General features: G+C 48.4%; 13 protein-coding genes and 1 pseudogene. 1 reads left to right on the forward strand and 13 read right to left on the reverse strand.

Going from position 1 to position 16516, the window contains the following annotated elements; all coding sequences use genetic code 11:
* Positions 1–116, forward strand: a pseudogene (locus EAE89_RS21505) (IS630 family transposase); the annotation flags it as partial.
* Between the two features lie 332 nt (positions 117–448).
* On the opposite strand, the gene EAE89_RS21510 reads toward EAE89_RS21505, so the two are convergent.
* From EAE89_RS21510 to EAE89_RS21570, 13 genes are all read right to left on the reverse strand, one after another.
* Positions 449–1819: a VasL domain-containing protein gene (locus EAE89_RS21510; RefSeq protein WP_054481020.1), complete on the reverse strand. Its 1371-nt coding sequence runs from the start codon at positions 1817–1819 to the stop codon at positions 449–451.
* Between the two features lie 21 nt (positions 1820–1840).
* The gene (gene tssE / locus EAE89_RS21515) at positions 1841–2275 is read right to left on the reverse strand and encodes a type VI secretion system baseplate subunit TssE (RefSeq protein WP_054481019.1); all 435 of its coding nucleotides are present in this window, start codon (positions 2273–2275) and stop codon (positions 1841–1843) included.
* A 3-nt stretch (positions 2276–2278) separates the two neighbouring features.
* Complete coding sequence (tssJ, locus tag EAE89_RS21520) at positions 2279–2815, reverse strand: type VI secretion system lipoprotein TssJ (RefSeq protein WP_054481017.1); 537 nt, start codon at positions 2813–2815, stop codon at positions 2279–2281.
* On the reverse strand, positions 2796–3872 hold the full coding sequence (tssG, locus tag EAE89_RS21525; protein WP_214086543.1) for a type VI secretion system baseplate subunit TssG: 1077 nt from the start codon (positions 3870–3872) through the stop codon (positions 2796–2798). Before tssG ends, tssJ begins: the two co-directional genes overlap by 20 nt.
* Complete coding sequence (tssF, locus tag EAE89_RS21530; protein WP_214086544.1) at positions 3836–5596, reverse strand: type VI secretion system baseplate subunit TssF; 1761 nt, start codon at positions 5594–5596, stop codon at positions 3836–3838. The genes tssG and tssF overlap by 37 nt, the downstream gene beginning before the upstream one ends.
* Before the next feature lie 85 nt (positions 5597–5681).
* Positions 5682–7283 carry a type VI secretion system protein TssA gene (gene tssA / locus EAE89_RS21535; protein WP_054481012.1) on the reverse strand — a complete coding sequence of 534 codons (1602 nt, stop codon included), beginning with the start codon at positions 7281–7283 and terminating at the stop codon, positions 5682–5684.
* Between the two features lie 3 nt (positions 7284–7286).
* The gene (locus EAE89_RS21540; RefSeq protein ID WP_244866686.1) at positions 7287–10625 is read right to left on the reverse strand and encodes an ImcF-related family protein; all 3339 of its coding nucleotides are present in this window, start codon (positions 10623–10625) and stop codon (positions 7287–7289) included.
* On the reverse strand, positions 10622–11875 hold the full coding sequence (locus EAE89_RS21545) for a hypothetical protein (protein ID WP_214086545.1): 1254 nt from the start codon (positions 11873–11875) through the stop codon (positions 10622–10624). The genes EAE89_RS21540 and EAE89_RS21545 overlap by 4 nt, the downstream gene beginning before the upstream one ends.
* Before the next feature lie 3 nt (positions 11876–11878).
* Positions 11879–12136 carry a PAAR domain-containing protein gene (locus EAE89_RS21550; protein WP_214086546.1) on the reverse strand — a complete coding sequence of 86 codons (258 nt, stop codon included), beginning with the start codon at positions 12134–12136 and terminating at the stop codon, positions 11879–11881.
* Positions 12136–12900, reverse strand: a complete 765-nt coding sequence (locus EAE89_RS21555) for a hypothetical protein (protein WP_214086547.1) — start codon at positions 12898–12900, stop codon at positions 12136–12138. The genes EAE89_RS21550 and EAE89_RS21555 overlap by 1 nt, the downstream gene beginning before the upstream one ends.
* A 129-nt stretch (positions 12901–13029) precedes the next feature.
* Entirely contained in the window at positions 13030–13449 is a 420-nt protein-coding gene (locus EAE89_RS21560; RefSeq protein ID WP_214086548.1) for a hypothetical protein, read from the reverse strand.
* 165 nt (positions 13450–13614) lie between these two features.
* A complete protein-coding gene (locus EAE89_RS21565; protein ID WP_149617188.1) occupies positions 13615–14658 on the reverse strand; it encodes a DUF6708 domain-containing protein in 1044 nt (347 codons plus the stop codon).
* A 2-nt stretch (positions 14659–14660) separates the two neighbouring features.
* Positions 14661–16516 (reverse strand): T6SS effector BTH_I2691 family protein (locus EAE89_RS21570; protein WP_214086549.1); only part of this gene is annotated, 1856 nt, incomplete at its 5' end.

A 16516-nucleotide genomic window follows, 5' to 3' on the forward strand; every position in this document is an offset into this window, starting at 1 on the left:
GAAATCATAGCTGTCAATTTATGTGGCAGTTGATTAATTATGTTGATGCCTTTTTGGCATCGTTTTCATCACAGCAAAAACCAGGAAGACAAAGAATGGGTGTAGCACTATTATGAAACCTTATTTATATTATGTAATAACTCCCCTAAATACATAAAAAAACACTTAAATAATTTTGAGATAACTTAACCCAGTTTAATCGAATGGATTAATCACCAGACTTAAAAAACCACCAACCGGGATCGATTATATCCATAATAGCATTCACCCCCATTCACAAACAATAATGAATACAAGTTTCTATTCACAACACCTTATATAAAAATCATGGAAAATACTTTATGGTTATATTTCATCAAAGGGATTTATGAGAAAACCCTTTCTCAAACAATATCTTCATTAATTAATAAATTCATACCGAATTTCATCATATAATTAAAACACTCTCCTACCTCTGCAATAAATAATAGCGATTAAGTAACTGACTAAAACGAGTATTAATTTGTTGGCGTAATGCCGGAGAAACAGCACCATTTTTTTGCTGCTCCGCCAGTTGACGCAATAGTTCTTCCAATGGCGGTGTAGTGGACAACGGTTGCCTGATGCCAAATACCATCGATTTCAGTTCAGAGCCGGTAAGATAACGCCCGCGTTTTTCATCCAGTGCATCAAGTCGCGCCGTCAGTTGTTGTAGCCGTGATTGAGCCAGATGGTAATTTTCCAGTTCCGACATCGGCAGGGCCGTGGCCTCACGTTGCTGTAACCACTGTTTTTCCATATCCTGCACCGTTTGGCTGGCCGGCCATAATGTGCGTAACTGCTGTAATAACTGCGAGCTATAGCTCAATCGCCATAATGGCGGCAGTGCGTCTAAGCGGGTCAATTGGGTACGGCTGGCATCTATTGCTTTATCCTGCAACCGGCTCAATAACACCGCATTGTCAGGGTGATGTAACTCAACCAATTGTGTTGAAAGCAATACTTGCGGTAACGGATGCACTGTTTCCAGCAAAACCTGTTCCATCAAAGGTGATTGGTGCATCCTGTCCACCAGCCAATCCCCCGTTACAACCAGTACACATAATGCAACACCCGTTACAAAGCCATGCCAGGCTTTCCAACCGGATGCAGGCAGCCCCCGAATCACTTTGACCTGCGGTTGTTCAGAAGAGATGGTTTCGTGTACCACATACATCAGTTGTGGCTGAGGATGTTCCGTCGGCATCAACGTAGTATTGTCCTCGTGAACATGCGCTGAGGAACGAGAGACAGATACCGCGCCCTTTTCCTGCTCCAAACTCTCCAATCGCCGGGCGTGGTTGTGGAGCTGGACACGCAAGCTATCGAGTTTGCTTACATGTTTCAGTTCTAAACGTTGAAGCACCTCACACAGATGTTCAAGCACCTTTTCCGTGCGATAAATCAGCGGCAGGTCGATGTAAGAGAAAACGCAGGTCCGCAACACCTGTTGCAAACGTGCGACCAGCCAGGCAAAAATTTCAACCCGCACATGAGCGGGTTGAGGCCAGAACTGTGACCATTGATGACTCACTAACCCATCAATCAGTGCCAATCCTTCATCTATACCCGCTAATCCGGCACGTTGGGCGCGAGCCAGTGTGTACCAGGCAGCACTTTGCAGTTCTACACCATTTAAACGAAATAACGTCAGACAAAGCTGTTCAACTTTAGCCCAATCAACATCTGGCCGGGCCGGGTGGCTCAGTTTGCTGATTTCTTCTTTCAGGGCATGAAATTCAGGCAGTGCCCGAGGGTCATCCCCAGTATGTACGGTGTAACCGGATGATATTGTGCTCATGATATTTATCCTTAAAAAGAGTTAATCTAAACGCCCTTGCTGGCGTAAATGGCGGATCAATACCTTCCCTTCCGGCACAAATTCTGTGCTGAAACGCACCAATCCCACACCTTTCAATTCAGCGTTGATGTCATAACGCAGATGCGCCGGCTCAAGCTGCGGCAGTAATGTCACATTGACCTGTTTCAAACGCGGTTCATAAGCCAGCAATGTATGTTCAATTGTCGCGATCAAACGCTGTGACGAGGCAGGCAACTCTTGCAGGATAATGTTGAGATCAGGCAAACCATAATCCGGCAAATGGGTGAGCGAACCCGCACGGCAGTTGAGGATACGCTGCATATTGTTCAGTACGGATAAAATCACCTGCTCCTGTTTACTGACCTGATTGATATCCAGATCTTCATTAAAGTTAAGCGTCAGCATTTCGTAAAGTGAGGGTCTCATCTGTTTCATCGGTTATTCCTTCATGGGATTCAGTGTTACGGTGCCGTTACCCAACTCAATAGTGCGTGGTTTATCCGCATCCAGTTCGTCACGCTTGATCACCAACCGCCAATCATTATTAGTGGCATCCGGTGTATGGAATAGCCCCACTACCGCCACAAATTTCGCGGCCTTTTCCATCGGCATATCCAGCATCACACTTCCTTTCGGTGCCACCCTAATATCCCGTTGTGCCAATCTGTCCGACTTAAGCGCCTCACTGTCACCTTGCAACAATTCCGCGTAACTGGCACGCTCAAAGGCTTTATTGTCTTTGAGTTGATAGACTCGTACCACCGTACTCAATGGCATTTGTGCGTCATTAGTGTTAAGCGCACTGCGAGCGTTGAAATCCAGATGTAGTGTCTTCACTTGTTTATGGAAAATGGATTGAGTAACCGCTACTGTGCCGTCGGTTATGCTCTGAGTCAGACCGCATCCAGCCAACCCAGCCGTTGCCAGCCAGACCATGCTACTCATCATGACTGATTTAAAATTGATAGCTGCCATTCTCGACCTCCCGATATTGATAACTTGGCAATAACCCTTGATAGTTTCCCAGATTAATCGTCACCATCCCTGAAACAGCCTGTGTTCCCGGTTTTAATCCTAATACACCGGTACGACCTAACCGGACACGCTGTTTTCCCAACTGAGCTGGTGGCAATATCCCTTTAGGTAAAGTGAGATGTAATCGCACACTGCAACGCCAACCCAGATAAACACGCAACAACACCAACAGATCGGTATGCAACTCCCTCTGCGGCAACCACCCCTGAGCTTCATCGGCATCTTCGGTATAAAGATGAAGCACCATCTGACTATTAACATCCGTTCCCGTTTTACCCAACACCAGACGCTGGGAGAGCTGAATGGGATAGTGACGGCTCAGACGGGCCGGTTGGATCAACCACACCCGGCGGCGATCATGCGCCGTCACCCGTGTCTGCGTCTGAGGCGCCAGCAACGCGACCAGCTTAATGACCCCTTCGGCGGTCCGAGTTGGCAACCGCATAGTCCCTAGCAGTGCCAGAAAGCGGGAAACCGGCGTAGCAATCTGTTGCTGGCTACCCGGTATGCCCAGACCAACCAGCCCAAGCAAGCACTGTGATGTGTCGTCTTTACCGCCCGGATGATAAGTGGCTGGATAGGAATATTTACGCCAGATACGGTAATACTGAGTCATCATCCTGTGGTTAAAAATATCCAGAAAATCTGTCACACCTTCATAGCCTTCACGCCGCTGAGCAATATCGTCCAGATAAGCGGTAGGCAACGGGGAATCCACACCGTACAGGCCAAGAAATAAAGTACGTATTGTCGGGAGCTGTTCCGGCTGGACCTCATCCCATTCTGCATTTCTCAGTTCACTGGCAGGAAAACCCATACCCGGATGGGGCCGGAAACGTATTGGATCATCACTCGGTGAAATCGTGCTGCCCAGAGGTGGACGCCCATTCTGTATACTTTCCAGCAATTGACAGAAACGATAGAAGTTAAAATCGTAAATATTTGGCGCCAGTCGCTGCACTAACCGGAAATACGCTGATTGTGATTTTCTTTCCATCGCAAACATCTCTCCGAAGGTTGAAGGACCAGTGTCAGTTGGTTAAACAGATGAATATCGGTATACAGCGAAAAGAAACGGTTCAGCATCTCACCGAACAGAAAAATATCGCCTTCACCGGAGAAACCATTACTGTTAAGAGTCATTTCAATATCAACGCCCCTCAGCAGATAGCCCTTTTCAAAGCGTTGGATCAAGCTATGTTTCACCCCGACAATGGCATCCAGACGACGACAATTCATCTCATCATTAGTCCAGTTATAAAGTCCCAATGTACCGCGCAGCACTTCCGGGTTATCCATCATGCTAAGAAAGTTGGAACCAAGATGGCTAAGTACTCGCCAGTGGAAACGGTCATTCGCCGGGGGATAGCAAGGTAACGTCGGTGAACAAAGATTTTTCACGCTCAGTTTGCCGCCAGTGGACTGTAATGTCTGTTCGAGTTGCGCATCACGCAATGCCCTACGGGATAACTGACCATTCGTACCAGTGATACGCAGCGACAATGTTTCATCATCAATTTCTGGATCATTTTCAAACGATTCACCGCCGAGGATCAGCCAGGTATCATGCAAACCAGAAGGATTTGGAGATACACGGGTGTGATAGTAGCGTTCCGGCGCTGTATTACGCATGATGCCTCCCCGATGGCGGAAACTGCTGAATGGCACAAAATGTTGTGTTTCACCCCGTCCAGAAGAGAGCACCTCATCCACTGAGTAAATTTCAGTATGACCATCCTGAATACGCATCGGGCGCAGCAAATACTCATGTTGCATCCGTGAAATGTGCATCGGATCAGCTTCAACATTAAACAAGTTGATCACAGGTACACAATGCAACCGGATATTTTCCGCCGAAAAGGGCAACTCATACGACCACAGTTCACCCAGTACCATTTCCAGCTCAAACCAAGGGGTACCATCAGGGATATACAACGTTTCCAGACCATTGAGTGCTACAAACATAAATTTTTCACGGAAAGTAAAATATTCCAATAGCAGTTGATAGCCGCTGAACGCACTTTCCCCTTTAGGCCACAGAACATCGTCGCTATCGAAACCCATTGGTGAAAAATGCCCCTCAAAACGGCGACGCTCCATCCCCGACACGCGGACATAAATGTTCTGAGTCTGCCGGGTGAGTGCCAGATGCAGTGCAGAACTGAGTGGACTACTCGCTTTGAGGTACAAAGGCAGCCGCGTTAAATCGACTTTATTCCATTCCGCTAATCGACCACAGTCAAAACGCAATCTGATCACTGAACGCCCATCGGTTTCATTTTGCAGCGTGGCAGAAGTGATATTCAGCGGTGTTATGCACACATCACGCGTCGTCCGGTAGTAACAGCGGGTCTGGCTCGGTCCAACAGGTTTTGATACCACCTCAAACCCTTTGCCAATATTTTCACTTTTTTGCAAATCCTGGTAATCCGGTGCCAATTCAACGATAGAAAGTGAGGGAATCGTGCGCATATAATGCGGCCACAGCAGACTCACCAATCCTTCCGTCAGTTCTGGCAAATCATCGTCAAGTTTCTGACGCATCCGACCCATCAAGAACGCAAAGCCTTCAAGTAACCGTTCCACATAGGGATCAAGATCATGTCCTTCGTCCAGATTAAGCATTGCCGCCCGATCCGGGTGAGCCAACGCAAACTCTTTACCTGCTTCACGCAGATAGTGCATTTCCGCCTCGTAATAGCGGAGAATTAAATCATCCATAGGATTGTTCTCATGATTGTTGTCATAAAAATAACGTTACCGGTTCAACCTGAGTGAACCGAAGAAGAAGTTCATACCAGTAAAATCAGCTACATAGCACCGCAGCTCTAATCGGATCAATCGCTACCAGCTCCGCTAACAAGGTCTCCATGCGTTGTGCCATCCGCGCTTTATCCTGTTCACTGCGCTGCGCTTTCATCCTCAGCAACTTAAGCAGACACGCTTTCACTTCAAACATCAGTGCTGGCTCCCATTCGCCAAGATTAAATTGCTCATTGGCGTTCAACTCAGCCAGCAGATGCAAGGCCATTTCATTTTTGCCGTACTGCTCCGCCACCCGCGCCATCAGCAAGCGTTGTAACCAGCGCTGACGCGCTCCGTTGATACTCGGCAACTGCCCCAACCAGCGCAACGCAGCATCTATGCCTTCACTGTCCGCCAGTTGCTGTGCTTCCGGTTCCAGAGCTAAAACATCATCATCGTGCTGAGGCTGCATCGGTGAATGTACAAACGACCAGTCTGTCTGAGAGTCATTAACCTGTTGGGCTATCCAGCCGGACGTAACTTCATCAGCAAACGGAGTCCCGTCGTTATATGCCAGATTTTCCAGTCCCGGCAGCCGTTCAAGTAACATTCTCAGATCATGTTTAACCATCTCTGTCCAGCTTTCATAGGTGCTACCTAATCGGTTTAATGCCTGACAGAGATACCACTGCAAATCCAGCCAGAAGTGGTTAACACTTTCCGAGAACATTCGATCGGTTTGCTCCAATAAATCGTGCCAGTTTTGTTGCCGGTAGAGCCGTTTTAATAAGGCTCGATATTCCGTGCGTGGCGGCACCAAACGGGTACGCCCGTCCGCATCCAGAGGCGGTAATTGATGCACGGTATCCCAGCGGACACTACGCATCAGCCGTGCAGAAGAGAGCCAGCCCTGGGGCTGTTCGCGCAGATAACGCGCCAGTTCACGTGCTTGTTCCAACAGAACACGCCCGGATTGCACCTGCCCCCATGATATAGATGACTCACCCTGAGCTGATGAATGACTCAGCCCACCAGATAAAGGCATCGGAGCCGCCGTTTGGGGTACCACCGCATCCACACCACCAGACTGAGCCAGTCGGTTTTCCAGAGTACCTGCCAGCCCAATGAGGGTAGGACGAGTCTCTTCATCCCAAGAGGCAAACGTCTGTTCCAATAACACCAAAGCGGATACGATACGTTCAAAATCAGTACGGTTTACCTCTGGATAGCGTGACAAACTGTCCTGAATTTTGGTGCCAATCAGCCATTCTAGCGCCGCTTTTCGACTCCCCGCCCGCTCAGGTAACAAGGCTTCACCAAAACGATCTACCAGTGCAGCGAGTAACGCCAGCCCATCAGCCAAACCCCTTTCGCCATCTTGATGTAAGCGTGCCCACACATAATAGGTCGCCACGCGAACATCTTTACATTCGGTGGTCAGCAGTTTTTCCGCTAATTGACAAATAAGCTCGGTATCAATGCCACTGAGCTTGTTCAGCTCCTCCCGCATACGCTGAAAATCGTCGTTATAAACCGGATCATTCCCTGCGGGAGCCTCAGCACTAATGGGTAACAGCCAGTTTTCCCACAGAGCCACCCTCTCCCGTGCTTCTGCCAACGCATCACGCCCGGCAAAGCAGTGAGTTATCAGTTGATTCAGCATGGTTTATTCCCCTTTCTCGCTAAATATCTGGCTCGGCAATCGGAACCCTTTCAGCCCCAACAACACCAGCGGGCCTTTCCCCTGCTCCGTACGTAAATCCCAGGTCAGCGGCAACCCGTCCGGCGCATTAAACGTCAGCTGGTAACGTCCACCTGCCTGCACTTTCACCTCTGCCCGCTCCAGCCAGCGCAGCAGCCCCCACTCTCCCGGGTAATCACCAAACACCCGCGCCCCGGTGTTCACACTCGTCCACGTCAGCACCACCCCGGGCGTATCGCCCGCTCCCGGCCAGCGCAAACGCTGCCAGCTCTCCATCTGGTTAAAGTAACGCAACCTCTGACCGTCTATCGTCAAGTCCGTTTCCGCCACATCCCGTACCGGCTTCGCCCGCAGCTCAAACCGCATTCCCTGACCCCCGTTCGTCAACAGCACATCCGATAATGCACTCAGCTGGTTTATCGCCGTCAGAAACGCCGGGTTTACATGCAGTCCCTGACTCCCCTCCTCATCCACCACCCAGTGTTGGCCCTCTTTATGCAGCACGCCCCCTAACTGACTGTGCAGGAACTGCTCTATCCGCCCGGTATCCGCCTGAATAAACTGCCCCAGCACCGGCAGCGACGCCTCATCCTGCTCATCCACAAACGGGTAGCGCCCGTTAAACGCCGCCTGCCAGTCTGCCACCACTGACGCCTGCCACTGCGCATTGATACTCGCCGCAGACGGTTGCAGCACCGTCTGCCACGCCTGCGTTAACGGCTGCACAAACACCGCCTGACCCAATCCGCTCCATTCCGCCCCCAGACTCGCCGCCATCAGGCTGCCATATGACTGGGTGTCCGTCAGGTCCACGCTTTTCCCTTGAAACACCGTCTGCGCCAGTGCCTGCATTCTCTCCTGCGGGTCATCGGTATTGGCGATTTGTTGCAGTTTCAGCCGTATCCGCGTCACCCGCGTCAGGTAGGTTTGCAGACTCAGAGTGCTGTCTGCCGTCATCAGCGTCTGGCCGCGGGTTTTTCCCATCAGGGTTAATAACGGACCGAAGGTGTTGTCCAGAGGACTGGGCGAACCGCTATTCGGGTCAAGGGTCGGGTCAATCACGGACGGGTTCGCTTTCTGGAACAGATTGCGGGCCGATTTCACCAGCGAATCCGATAATCCCGGCACCTGCTGGCCGGTTTCCCCCTGATACGCCAGCGTGTTCATCAGCGCTATCAGCGGCGACTGGCGCACATCCGCCATTAAGGTTAACTGGTCTATGGTATCCGATAGGTTATGCACTTTATTCCAGCGCACACTGTTGAGGAAGTTCAGCCAGGCCCCGGCAAAATCCGTAAAGTAACGTTCGGTCAGCCGGGCTTTTAACACCGCCGGGGAAACCGCTTCCGCAATGGGCTGACGGCCATCACTCAGTACCCAGTCAATCTCTTCCCGCCGGGAAGCCACCACCTCCGCAATGGCTTTCTGCACCTGACCTTCCCACGCCTGACGGGTAAACATCCCCGGCACCACTTTATTCGTGCTAAACAACCGGCGGGCATCGGTAGCCCCGGTCATCTGTGCCAGCCCTAAATCCCCGTAGCTGTGTGCCACCTGTTGCAGCAGGTGTTGATACAGCGTCGCTTCCGCATTTCGCTGCCCCAGCTGAGTCAGCAGTATCCGCCGCACTTCACTGACTAACCCGGCATCCGCGGTGATTTTCCAGTCCGGGTGCTGCGGCAGATATTGCGCATAAAACCGCACCAGTGACTCCCCGGTGTTTTGCCACAGCCCATCATTCACCCCGGCCCGCTGCGGCCAGTTTTCCATCAGTATCCGGCTCATAAAAACGGCATTCGCTTTGGCTGGCTGCGCCATCATCAGATAGGCTTTCAGCTGCGCGTAAGCCGCTTTCAGACGCTGACGACGTTGTGGACTGCCGGGCGGCAGGTTCACCCATTTCGTCAGACGTTGATGCAACACCTGCGCCGCTTCGTCACGTATCAGCTGAGTATTATTGCGCTGGTAAACCGGCCACAGTGCCTTAAGCAGGGCGGTATTCTGGTTTAACCCGAAGCGGCTGTACCACGGCGCCCCGGCTTCTGCCCGGTACTGCAACCGGTCAATCTCCCGTTGCAACCCATACTGACTGAGCAGACGGTCTGATAATGGGCGCTGCCGGTCACGCGCCTGACTGACCTGCTCCCGGCTCAAGGTTATCTGATGACGATTGGCAAAAAACGACGTGAAACTCCCCACGCCCCACACCACGGCCAGCACAATCAGCCCCCACTGGGCGCTTTTCTCCCACGGGAAGCCCACCGCGTTACCCCGGACATGGCGCACATCGTCCAGTACCCCGTTCCAGCTCGCTTCCACCAGCCAGCCATGTTCGGTCATCCCCGGCTGCGCGGCCAGCGGTAAACTGAACATCATCCCCGCCAGCCAGACCGATGGCCGGTTTAACAGCGGCGTCAGTTGACGGACCAGACGGTCCACCCCGCCGTCCCGCATCGACTGGGCCAGCCGTAATAAAAAATCGTGACGGATTTCGGCTAATGCCTGCGCCATGCCTCTGGTCGCCAGTTGGGACGGCAGGGTATTCAGGCTTTCAGTCAGCAGCTCGGGCGTGCCTTCCTCGGGCAGGAAACAGCCGACGGTCTGGGTTGGGCGGTCGCGCTGGTCCCAGCGGCTGCACTGCACATTCCACACATACAGCGGTGCCTGCCAGCCAAGCTGTTGCCCCTGTTTCTCCAGCATCCGCAAGGCGGTATCTATCTCTGACCGCTGGCTGAGTTGTTCCTCGGTCATCACCCACACCACCCCATCCAGTGGACGGCGACGACGCAGTTTACGCAGTGCCTTTAACTGCGCGGTATCGGGGGGCACCTGCAAACTGCCACCCCACAACAACAGGTGACTCTCGCCCTCCAGCCAGTGTTGCTTCGTCAATCCCGGGGCAATGGCTTCCACCTGTTCCGGCTCACCCATCACCATTAAAATACGCACCTTAAACCGCCAGAAAAAACCATAACGAAATCGTAAATGGCTGGTCAGTTCTCTTAATATTGGGTCAGGCTCAGGAGATGCAGATATGGCTTTAGGCACCTCACTTTGTCGCCGCCAGTAATGAAAAGCGGTACGTGCATCATGGATAAACAAGCGTGTTATCAGAGCAAAAATCAGAAAAAACAGCACACTGGCAATCAATACATAACACTGAAACATCAATTGCTTTTCAAATAACGGCTGCCCTTGTATGTTTAACCACTCTGGCTTAAACCATATCATCAGACTACAGAGGGTTATCAGTACCAATGGTAATCCCCAAATACCCCAGAATAACGTCATATATTTCTTCATACTGCCTCCTGTGTTTCCACTGGTTTAATCACCATAAACCAGGGAATAAGCCTATCGGGTGCAGGCGTACTCATAACTAATTGCGCCTGCTTTTGGCTGGTTACGGCATCAATAGCAACAGCAGCAGCTAACCAAGGCGAAGCTATACCGGTGAAACCGGTTTGAACGTCAATATCACACTGCCTTTCAGCCTGTTCTCCCACATTGGGCAATTGATCAATTAATAGCGTAGATATCGCCTGAGGCTGGTTATCGCATCCCATACCTGAGAACCACAGTTGATGAATTGATTCGGAAGGAATATCAGCCCACAGCAGCGCCTGCGACAATGCATATTTCATGTCATCATCCTGGGTCAGTTCAGGCCGGTGTATTGTGGCCTGTACCGTAGAGATAGGTTCACGTTGTGGTACGAACAGAGTAGATTGGCGAATGGGTGTTGAATTCAGCAATAGCGCCACGGCGGTATCACCCTGCCCGTCCATCACTTCTGTCACCAGCCGAATAGCCACTACCAATAAAACCGCATTATGACGGGAGGTATCCAGCCAGCCATCAATAATAGCTAACCCCGTGCCCGGCAATATTGATAACGGAGTACGGATACCCGAAGCTTCCCAGACTGACTGCCAGACAGCTTCATATTCCGCAGCATCTAAACCCGCATCAATCTGTAACGACGAGAAAACCGTATAATGAATAGATAACTGACGCAACGCAGTGGTCAGAGCCTCATCAGCTAACAGCGCTGCCATTTTTTCGTAAAGCCGCTCACGGCTCGGACATTCTGGCATAGCGAAACGTATCTGACGCACGACTTGACCATGAGCCATATCCACCCATGAAGGTAATACAGCCTTTTGTGCCATTAACTGGGTCGCCAGTGAACCTGTCATCACTGTTTGCGGAAGATCAACCACATGAGCCAGCACATTTAAATAACGCTGACCGCGTTGTGTCTCCTGATATAAACAGACCTCGCGCTCATAATCCCAACTATCAGACCATATCTGGCAGATCTGGTAACACAAGCACCTGATACCAAAAGCACCGGCCCAAGCGAGAAATGGGAAAACCAGAAAACAGCACCAGAACCAAGGGGTATGAATTGGCACACCGGCAGGCCAGTACACAACGGTGGCGCAACCACCCAATGATATGAATATCATCAGTGCAATCAGCCAACGTTTTATTATCGGCCCCGGTTTACGCTCTGCCGGTATGGGAATAGCACTTATATCTACGGGCATACATTAACTCACTGTTGCCGTGTTTAAAGAAGTCATCAGTGTGCAACCGCAACCACAGTGATGACCATGAAAGGCCACCGGCAAGCCGTTATCTTTTATCGTGGGATGACCTTCGATAATCATGGTATTACCGTGTTTCGGGCAGGAAACCGGATCGGTTTTACGTGCAACACCGAGACCGCCGAATTTCATTTTCTGCGAACCACTCAACACCTGACCACCGTGAGTGGTTTTATCGTGAATACGGATAATGCCTTTCATTATAAAGATCCTTGTTCTGTTAATTTCTTTTCAATTTCGTCAATACCTTCAATAGAATCATTATCTCTTGCAATAAGATTACGGCTAATATCTACTACTTCTTCTGATGAATTCATATGAAAAACAAAATGAATAACTCTTCTATTTTTCTTCTTAATAGTGACTTGATCACAACTTACCTGATAAGTTTGGCTGAACCGTGAAGGGGTAATGATCAATTGATCTTGATAAATACCCAACACAGGCCGATTAGTCAGGCGAATACCATTAAAGAGAGACACTATTGCAACACCAATTAACATTCCACCCATAGATACTCCCATGATAAGTTGAAATATCCCTAGCAAGGTTAATACGCCCGCCATTAAATAAAAATATCCTGACCGGAAACTGACATAAAAAGAAAGTTGCTTTCTATTTTCTAAGTTAAATAACTGAAACTCAGCAAAGCGAAAATTGTTATAACTAAAAATAAAACCGATAATATAAACCAACCCCCAAGGGAGCGTTATAAAGCTAGACAGCACAGCCAAAAAGAGTGCCAACTTCCTATGGAAGAAAAGTAATAATACACTGATTGCCTGCATTCCGATAGAAATTGCCATTGGCATAGTGATCACTGAAAACATTTCAAAGATTGTTTTCTCTTCGTTGGTTAAGCTATCTGGCGTTGTTTGCCATAACTGGGCACAGTAGAAAATCACCCACAGAAATATCAAATTAATAATCAGACCTAACCAAATGGTTATACTCAATTTTTTCATAAAAACTCCAATCAATCATTTTAACTAAACTTACGGTTTCTCTTGTATTGCACAGGCTTTCTTTCAGGCGAGCGGGAACCATTAACTGATCGCTAATTTCAATCCTGTTGTCATGGAATAACTTGATGGTTATTTCTTTCGTTTTTTATTTCTTGGCTTTTTCACCTCTTTTACCGGGTTATTTTTATCTATACTTTCTTTAACATCATGAGGAATAGCTTCTGGCGCCGAACTTACATATGAATGAAATACCGCCATATCCCAGAATAATACTATCAGTGCCATAAAAGACATTCCGGTACCCAAAAAATAACACAATGCAATATCAATCCAATACGAGAACGGTTTATCCTGTACACATAGAGCGGGATGTGGCCTCATTCTGCCAATCATTAGATCATTAGATGGAAAACACCCTGTAAATAAGGCGTTATGCATTTTATCAAATTGCACCCAGCTTCCAAAACAAAACATAATTAAGAAAACGAATAAAACAAAAGACATAACCCCTTCATTCATAGGTTCATCTTTTCTGCTATTCTTCGCCATTATATTACCTCACTTTCAACATAACAAAAATAAAAGCCAGTAGCAATAAGGGATATACAATCCTTTTACTTGCATAATTACACCTCCACAGGGATTTTATTCGGACCAATAGCCGCACTGTAAGCAATAATTTCGTTCATGTGTTTTCTTGTATTTATCCGTAGATTAATGAGCCATTGCAATTTTCTCCTGCAAACGGGTATGTGCTGATAACTGGCGATTATTTATCGCCTGATATTCTTTCCGCGTCTGATTCGCCAACACATAACGCCATAAATGAATAGGATTATTAGCGGCACTGACATTTATTGGGTCATCAGGATCAACCTGACAAGCCTCTTCCACTTCTTGAGGCCATTGCGGCATTTTACTAGTCTGCATAGCAATATAACGGGCAACACTGGTAATTAAAGCAAATGGTAGTATTATCAATCCAGAAAACCAATACAAACGGGAAGTCATCCTCATCAGATACTGTAATCCAAAAATATAACTTTCTTTCTGTTTCTCAATGGGAGGACATAAAGCAATAATATCCGCCTGCTCCTGTAAACCCTCTTCCTCCATATAACAACGAATAAATTCCCAATAACCCGGCAACATGTCCCGTGGACCAGAAATCCCAAGGCTAAACGTCTCTAATACCGTTTCCTGATCGTCTGCCAGAATATGACCGTCAATACACCATTCTGGCCTCCTGCCTCCTCCTATTGTCAGAGTAAAAAACACCTCTTTCCAGGGAACCGATAATACTGTGCCATTAAAACGGTAAACATGGATCATCTGGGTTTTACGGTTAAATCGAATGGGATAATGTGTCGTAGCAAACCACTCTTTTAGAGTAAATTTGCCACTGAAATATATAAACAGAGATATAGCAGGTAAAAAAATTAGAAGACTTAACAGAATTGCATGATTTCCTTTTATATATTGGTAAATTGTGTCACCAATAGAAAATAAGGCCATTCCTAAGCAACAAAAAAACAATGTTGCGGTAAGCGAACTAACGAATCCCTTCTCTCTATAGTATTTATCTACCGTTTCCATATAAGTGGAATTCATACGGATCACCGTATCGTAATCAACAATATACTGACCATATTTACTGTTTAGCTGAGTCAGTTTCCCCTGATAAAGTTGATCGTCTTTCTCTTCCCAAGTCAAAGGACGATTCAGTTTATAGGGTATATACAAGCCATTTCCTTGCATAATTATGCCTCCACCGAAGTCATTAGTTTATGAAAAGAGTCCATTTCCATTCTGCTATCAGGCCAAATAGCAGGAATATCCTCTTCACCTGCCGGAATTTTGCGCCACAGACAGGCCGCCAGCCACTTCTGGATCTCATTTTTTTTCTTCATCTCTAGGTAGATATTGGCACCAAAGAACAACATCAAAGCCAAAATGATTCCCAAAGGACCTAAAGTAATAAGGTTGATCGCAGCAGCAAACAGTAATCCCCCTCCTATTGCCGAAACCAGATAGGCAATTCCCAGATCTACATTGCCTTTCCCAAGTTCATCCCAAACATGATACAAATCCCATGCCACCCCAACGATCCCAGCCCAAGATCCAAAGAATTTCATTACCTCAAGACCTTCTATTAACTTAAGTAGATTTTTTTCCCCAAAAACAGAACTCAGCATAGGCTGTAATCTGAGTACCTGAAAATTTTTCAACAACCGCTCACAGATTTCAGCAAGAGCCCCCATTGCAGCGACCAGATCCGCCGCAAACCGGGTACATACCTCTGTATTTTCCTTAGGCCACCCAGCCGCGCGCAATGCGGAGATCTGCAACACCAGCGAGAAAGTACAACCAATAAAGGGCGGGACATGTGCCAACTGCTTAGCAATATTCTCAACAGAACTGCCCTCTAACTGCGCCAGTTTTGTGCGTAACGTCCTCGGAAACAGCGCCGCACGGATCTCATCGACAGAATGCAAGGTTTTCACCACAGACTTGGCCCGTTCCGCTTCGGGTAAAACCCGGGTTTTTTCCGCTTCACCTGCGTCTGCCAGCGTAACAAAGTTGAATTCCTGATCTCCCTCCATTGGCAAGCCGTTAATCTCCAAACGACGCATTTCAATGTCAACATGGTGACGCAGCTTATCTGAGGAAGCAGGCTGTTTCAGATCTGCCATCAGGCTCAGTTGAGTCACCACCGCGCTGAGAAAATGTTTACGTTTTCCAACGAACTTAATGACTTTTAATTCCCTGCCATGCAGCTTAGCTAATACGACCAGTGCCGGAAGCGGCACTTTCTCCACGGCTTTATTCATCACTGCAAACAAGGTGCTACTCAGTTCATTCAGGTATTTTTCTATCGTGAGGGAAGCGGGTCCATGAAAGTGCTCAGCCATATCTTTAAGCCCATCGGGGATTTTATCCCAGGCGAGAGAGCCGTAATCTGCACCGGTCTTCAAGACGCCGTGAGTTTGCTCTATCCTTTTATCGCTGTTCATCACCAGTGCACGCAACAGCAGATTATCCGGCGTGATGCTGTCGCGCATCATCTGCTCTTGAAAATAATGCGAGGCCCCCAGCTTGTCCTGCATCCCGTAAACACAATCATGGACCGACTGGGTAAACAGCGCGCCGCTGTAATCGTCCGTGCTGTCAAAGTTATGGTCAAAATAGTCCAGCAGGGTCTGGCTTTTCAGCCAGTCCAGATACATCTCGGTCATTGGGGAGATAATGGTGTTGTCGTACCGCGTCAGATCGGTGGTGAACCGGTCCATAAATGCTTTTTCTTTCTCACGATCAATGTACTTCTCGTAATCCACCCAATACTTTTGTACCAATGGCTTTAATGCCATATCATTTAAGTAATGCGTAGTATCCGCTCGCCTTTCAGAGCCAGGAATATAATATTCACCATCAAAGCTACCATACCGAGCCTCATTCTCCTCAGTTTCATCTTTAGTTAGCTGATCCCGCTCAAACTGCCGACACAACGCCTCTTTCAGCGTGCCTAGAGAAGCCGAAAGTGCAATCCCTCTGATGTAATGTGGATTTTCATGAAACTGGGTCTTTAACCGATAATTCATCAGCGCGGTAATGTCCT

This window comes from Photorhabdus heterorhabditis, assembly GCF_018448905.1.
GTDB classification, from domain to species: domain Bacteria; phylum Pseudomonadota; class Gammaproteobacteria; order Enterobacterales; family Enterobacteriaceae; genus Photorhabdus; species Photorhabdus heterorhabditis.

Bases quoted from the DNA above. Each gene is read 5' to 3' on its own strand.
- EAE89_RS21510 (WP_054481020.1), bottom strand. From the start codon at position 1,819: ATGAGCACAATATCATCCGGTTACACCGTACATACTGGGGATGACCCT.
- tssE (WP_054481019.1), bottom strand. From the start codon at position 2,275: ATGAAACAGATGAGACCCTCACTTTACGAAATGCTGACGCTTAACTTT.
- tssJ (WP_054481017.1), bottom strand. From the start codon at position 2,815: ATGGCAGCTATCAATTTTAAATCAGTCATGATGAGTAGCATGGTCTGG.
- tssG (WP_214086543.1), bottom strand. From the start codon at position 3,872: ATGGAAAGAAAATCACAATCAGCGTATTTCCGGTTAGTGCAGCGACTG.
- tssF (WP_214086544.1), bottom strand. From the start codon at position 5,596: ATGGATGATTTAATTCTCCGCTATTACGAGGCGGAAATGCACTATCTG.
- tssA (WP_054481012.1), bottom strand. From the start codon at position 7,283: ATGCTGAATCAACTGATAACTCACTGCTTTGCCGGGCGTGATGCGTTG.
- EAE89_RS21540 (WP_244866686.1), bottom strand. From the start codon at position 10,625: ATGAAGAAATATATGACGTTATTCTGGGGTATTTGGGGATTACCATTG.
- EAE89_RS21545 (WP_214086545.1), bottom strand. From the start codon at position 11,875: ATGCCCGTAGATATAAGTGCTATTCCCATACCGGCAGAGCGTAAACCG.
- EAE89_RS21550 (WP_214086546.1), bottom strand. From the start codon at position 12,136: ATGAAAGGCATTATCCGTATTCACGATAAAACCACTCACGGTGGTCAG.
- EAE89_RS21555 (WP_214086547.1), bottom strand. From the start codon at position 12,900: ATGAAAAAATTGAGTATAACCATTTGGTTAGGTCTGATTATTAATTTG.
- EAE89_RS21560 (WP_214086548.1), bottom strand. From the start codon at position 13,449: ATGGCGAAGAATAGCAGAAAAGATGAACCTATGAATGAAGGGGTTATG.
- EAE89_RS21565 (WP_149617188.1), bottom strand. From the start codon at position 14,658: ATGCAAGGAAATGGCTTGTATATACCCTATAAACTGAATCGTCCTTTG.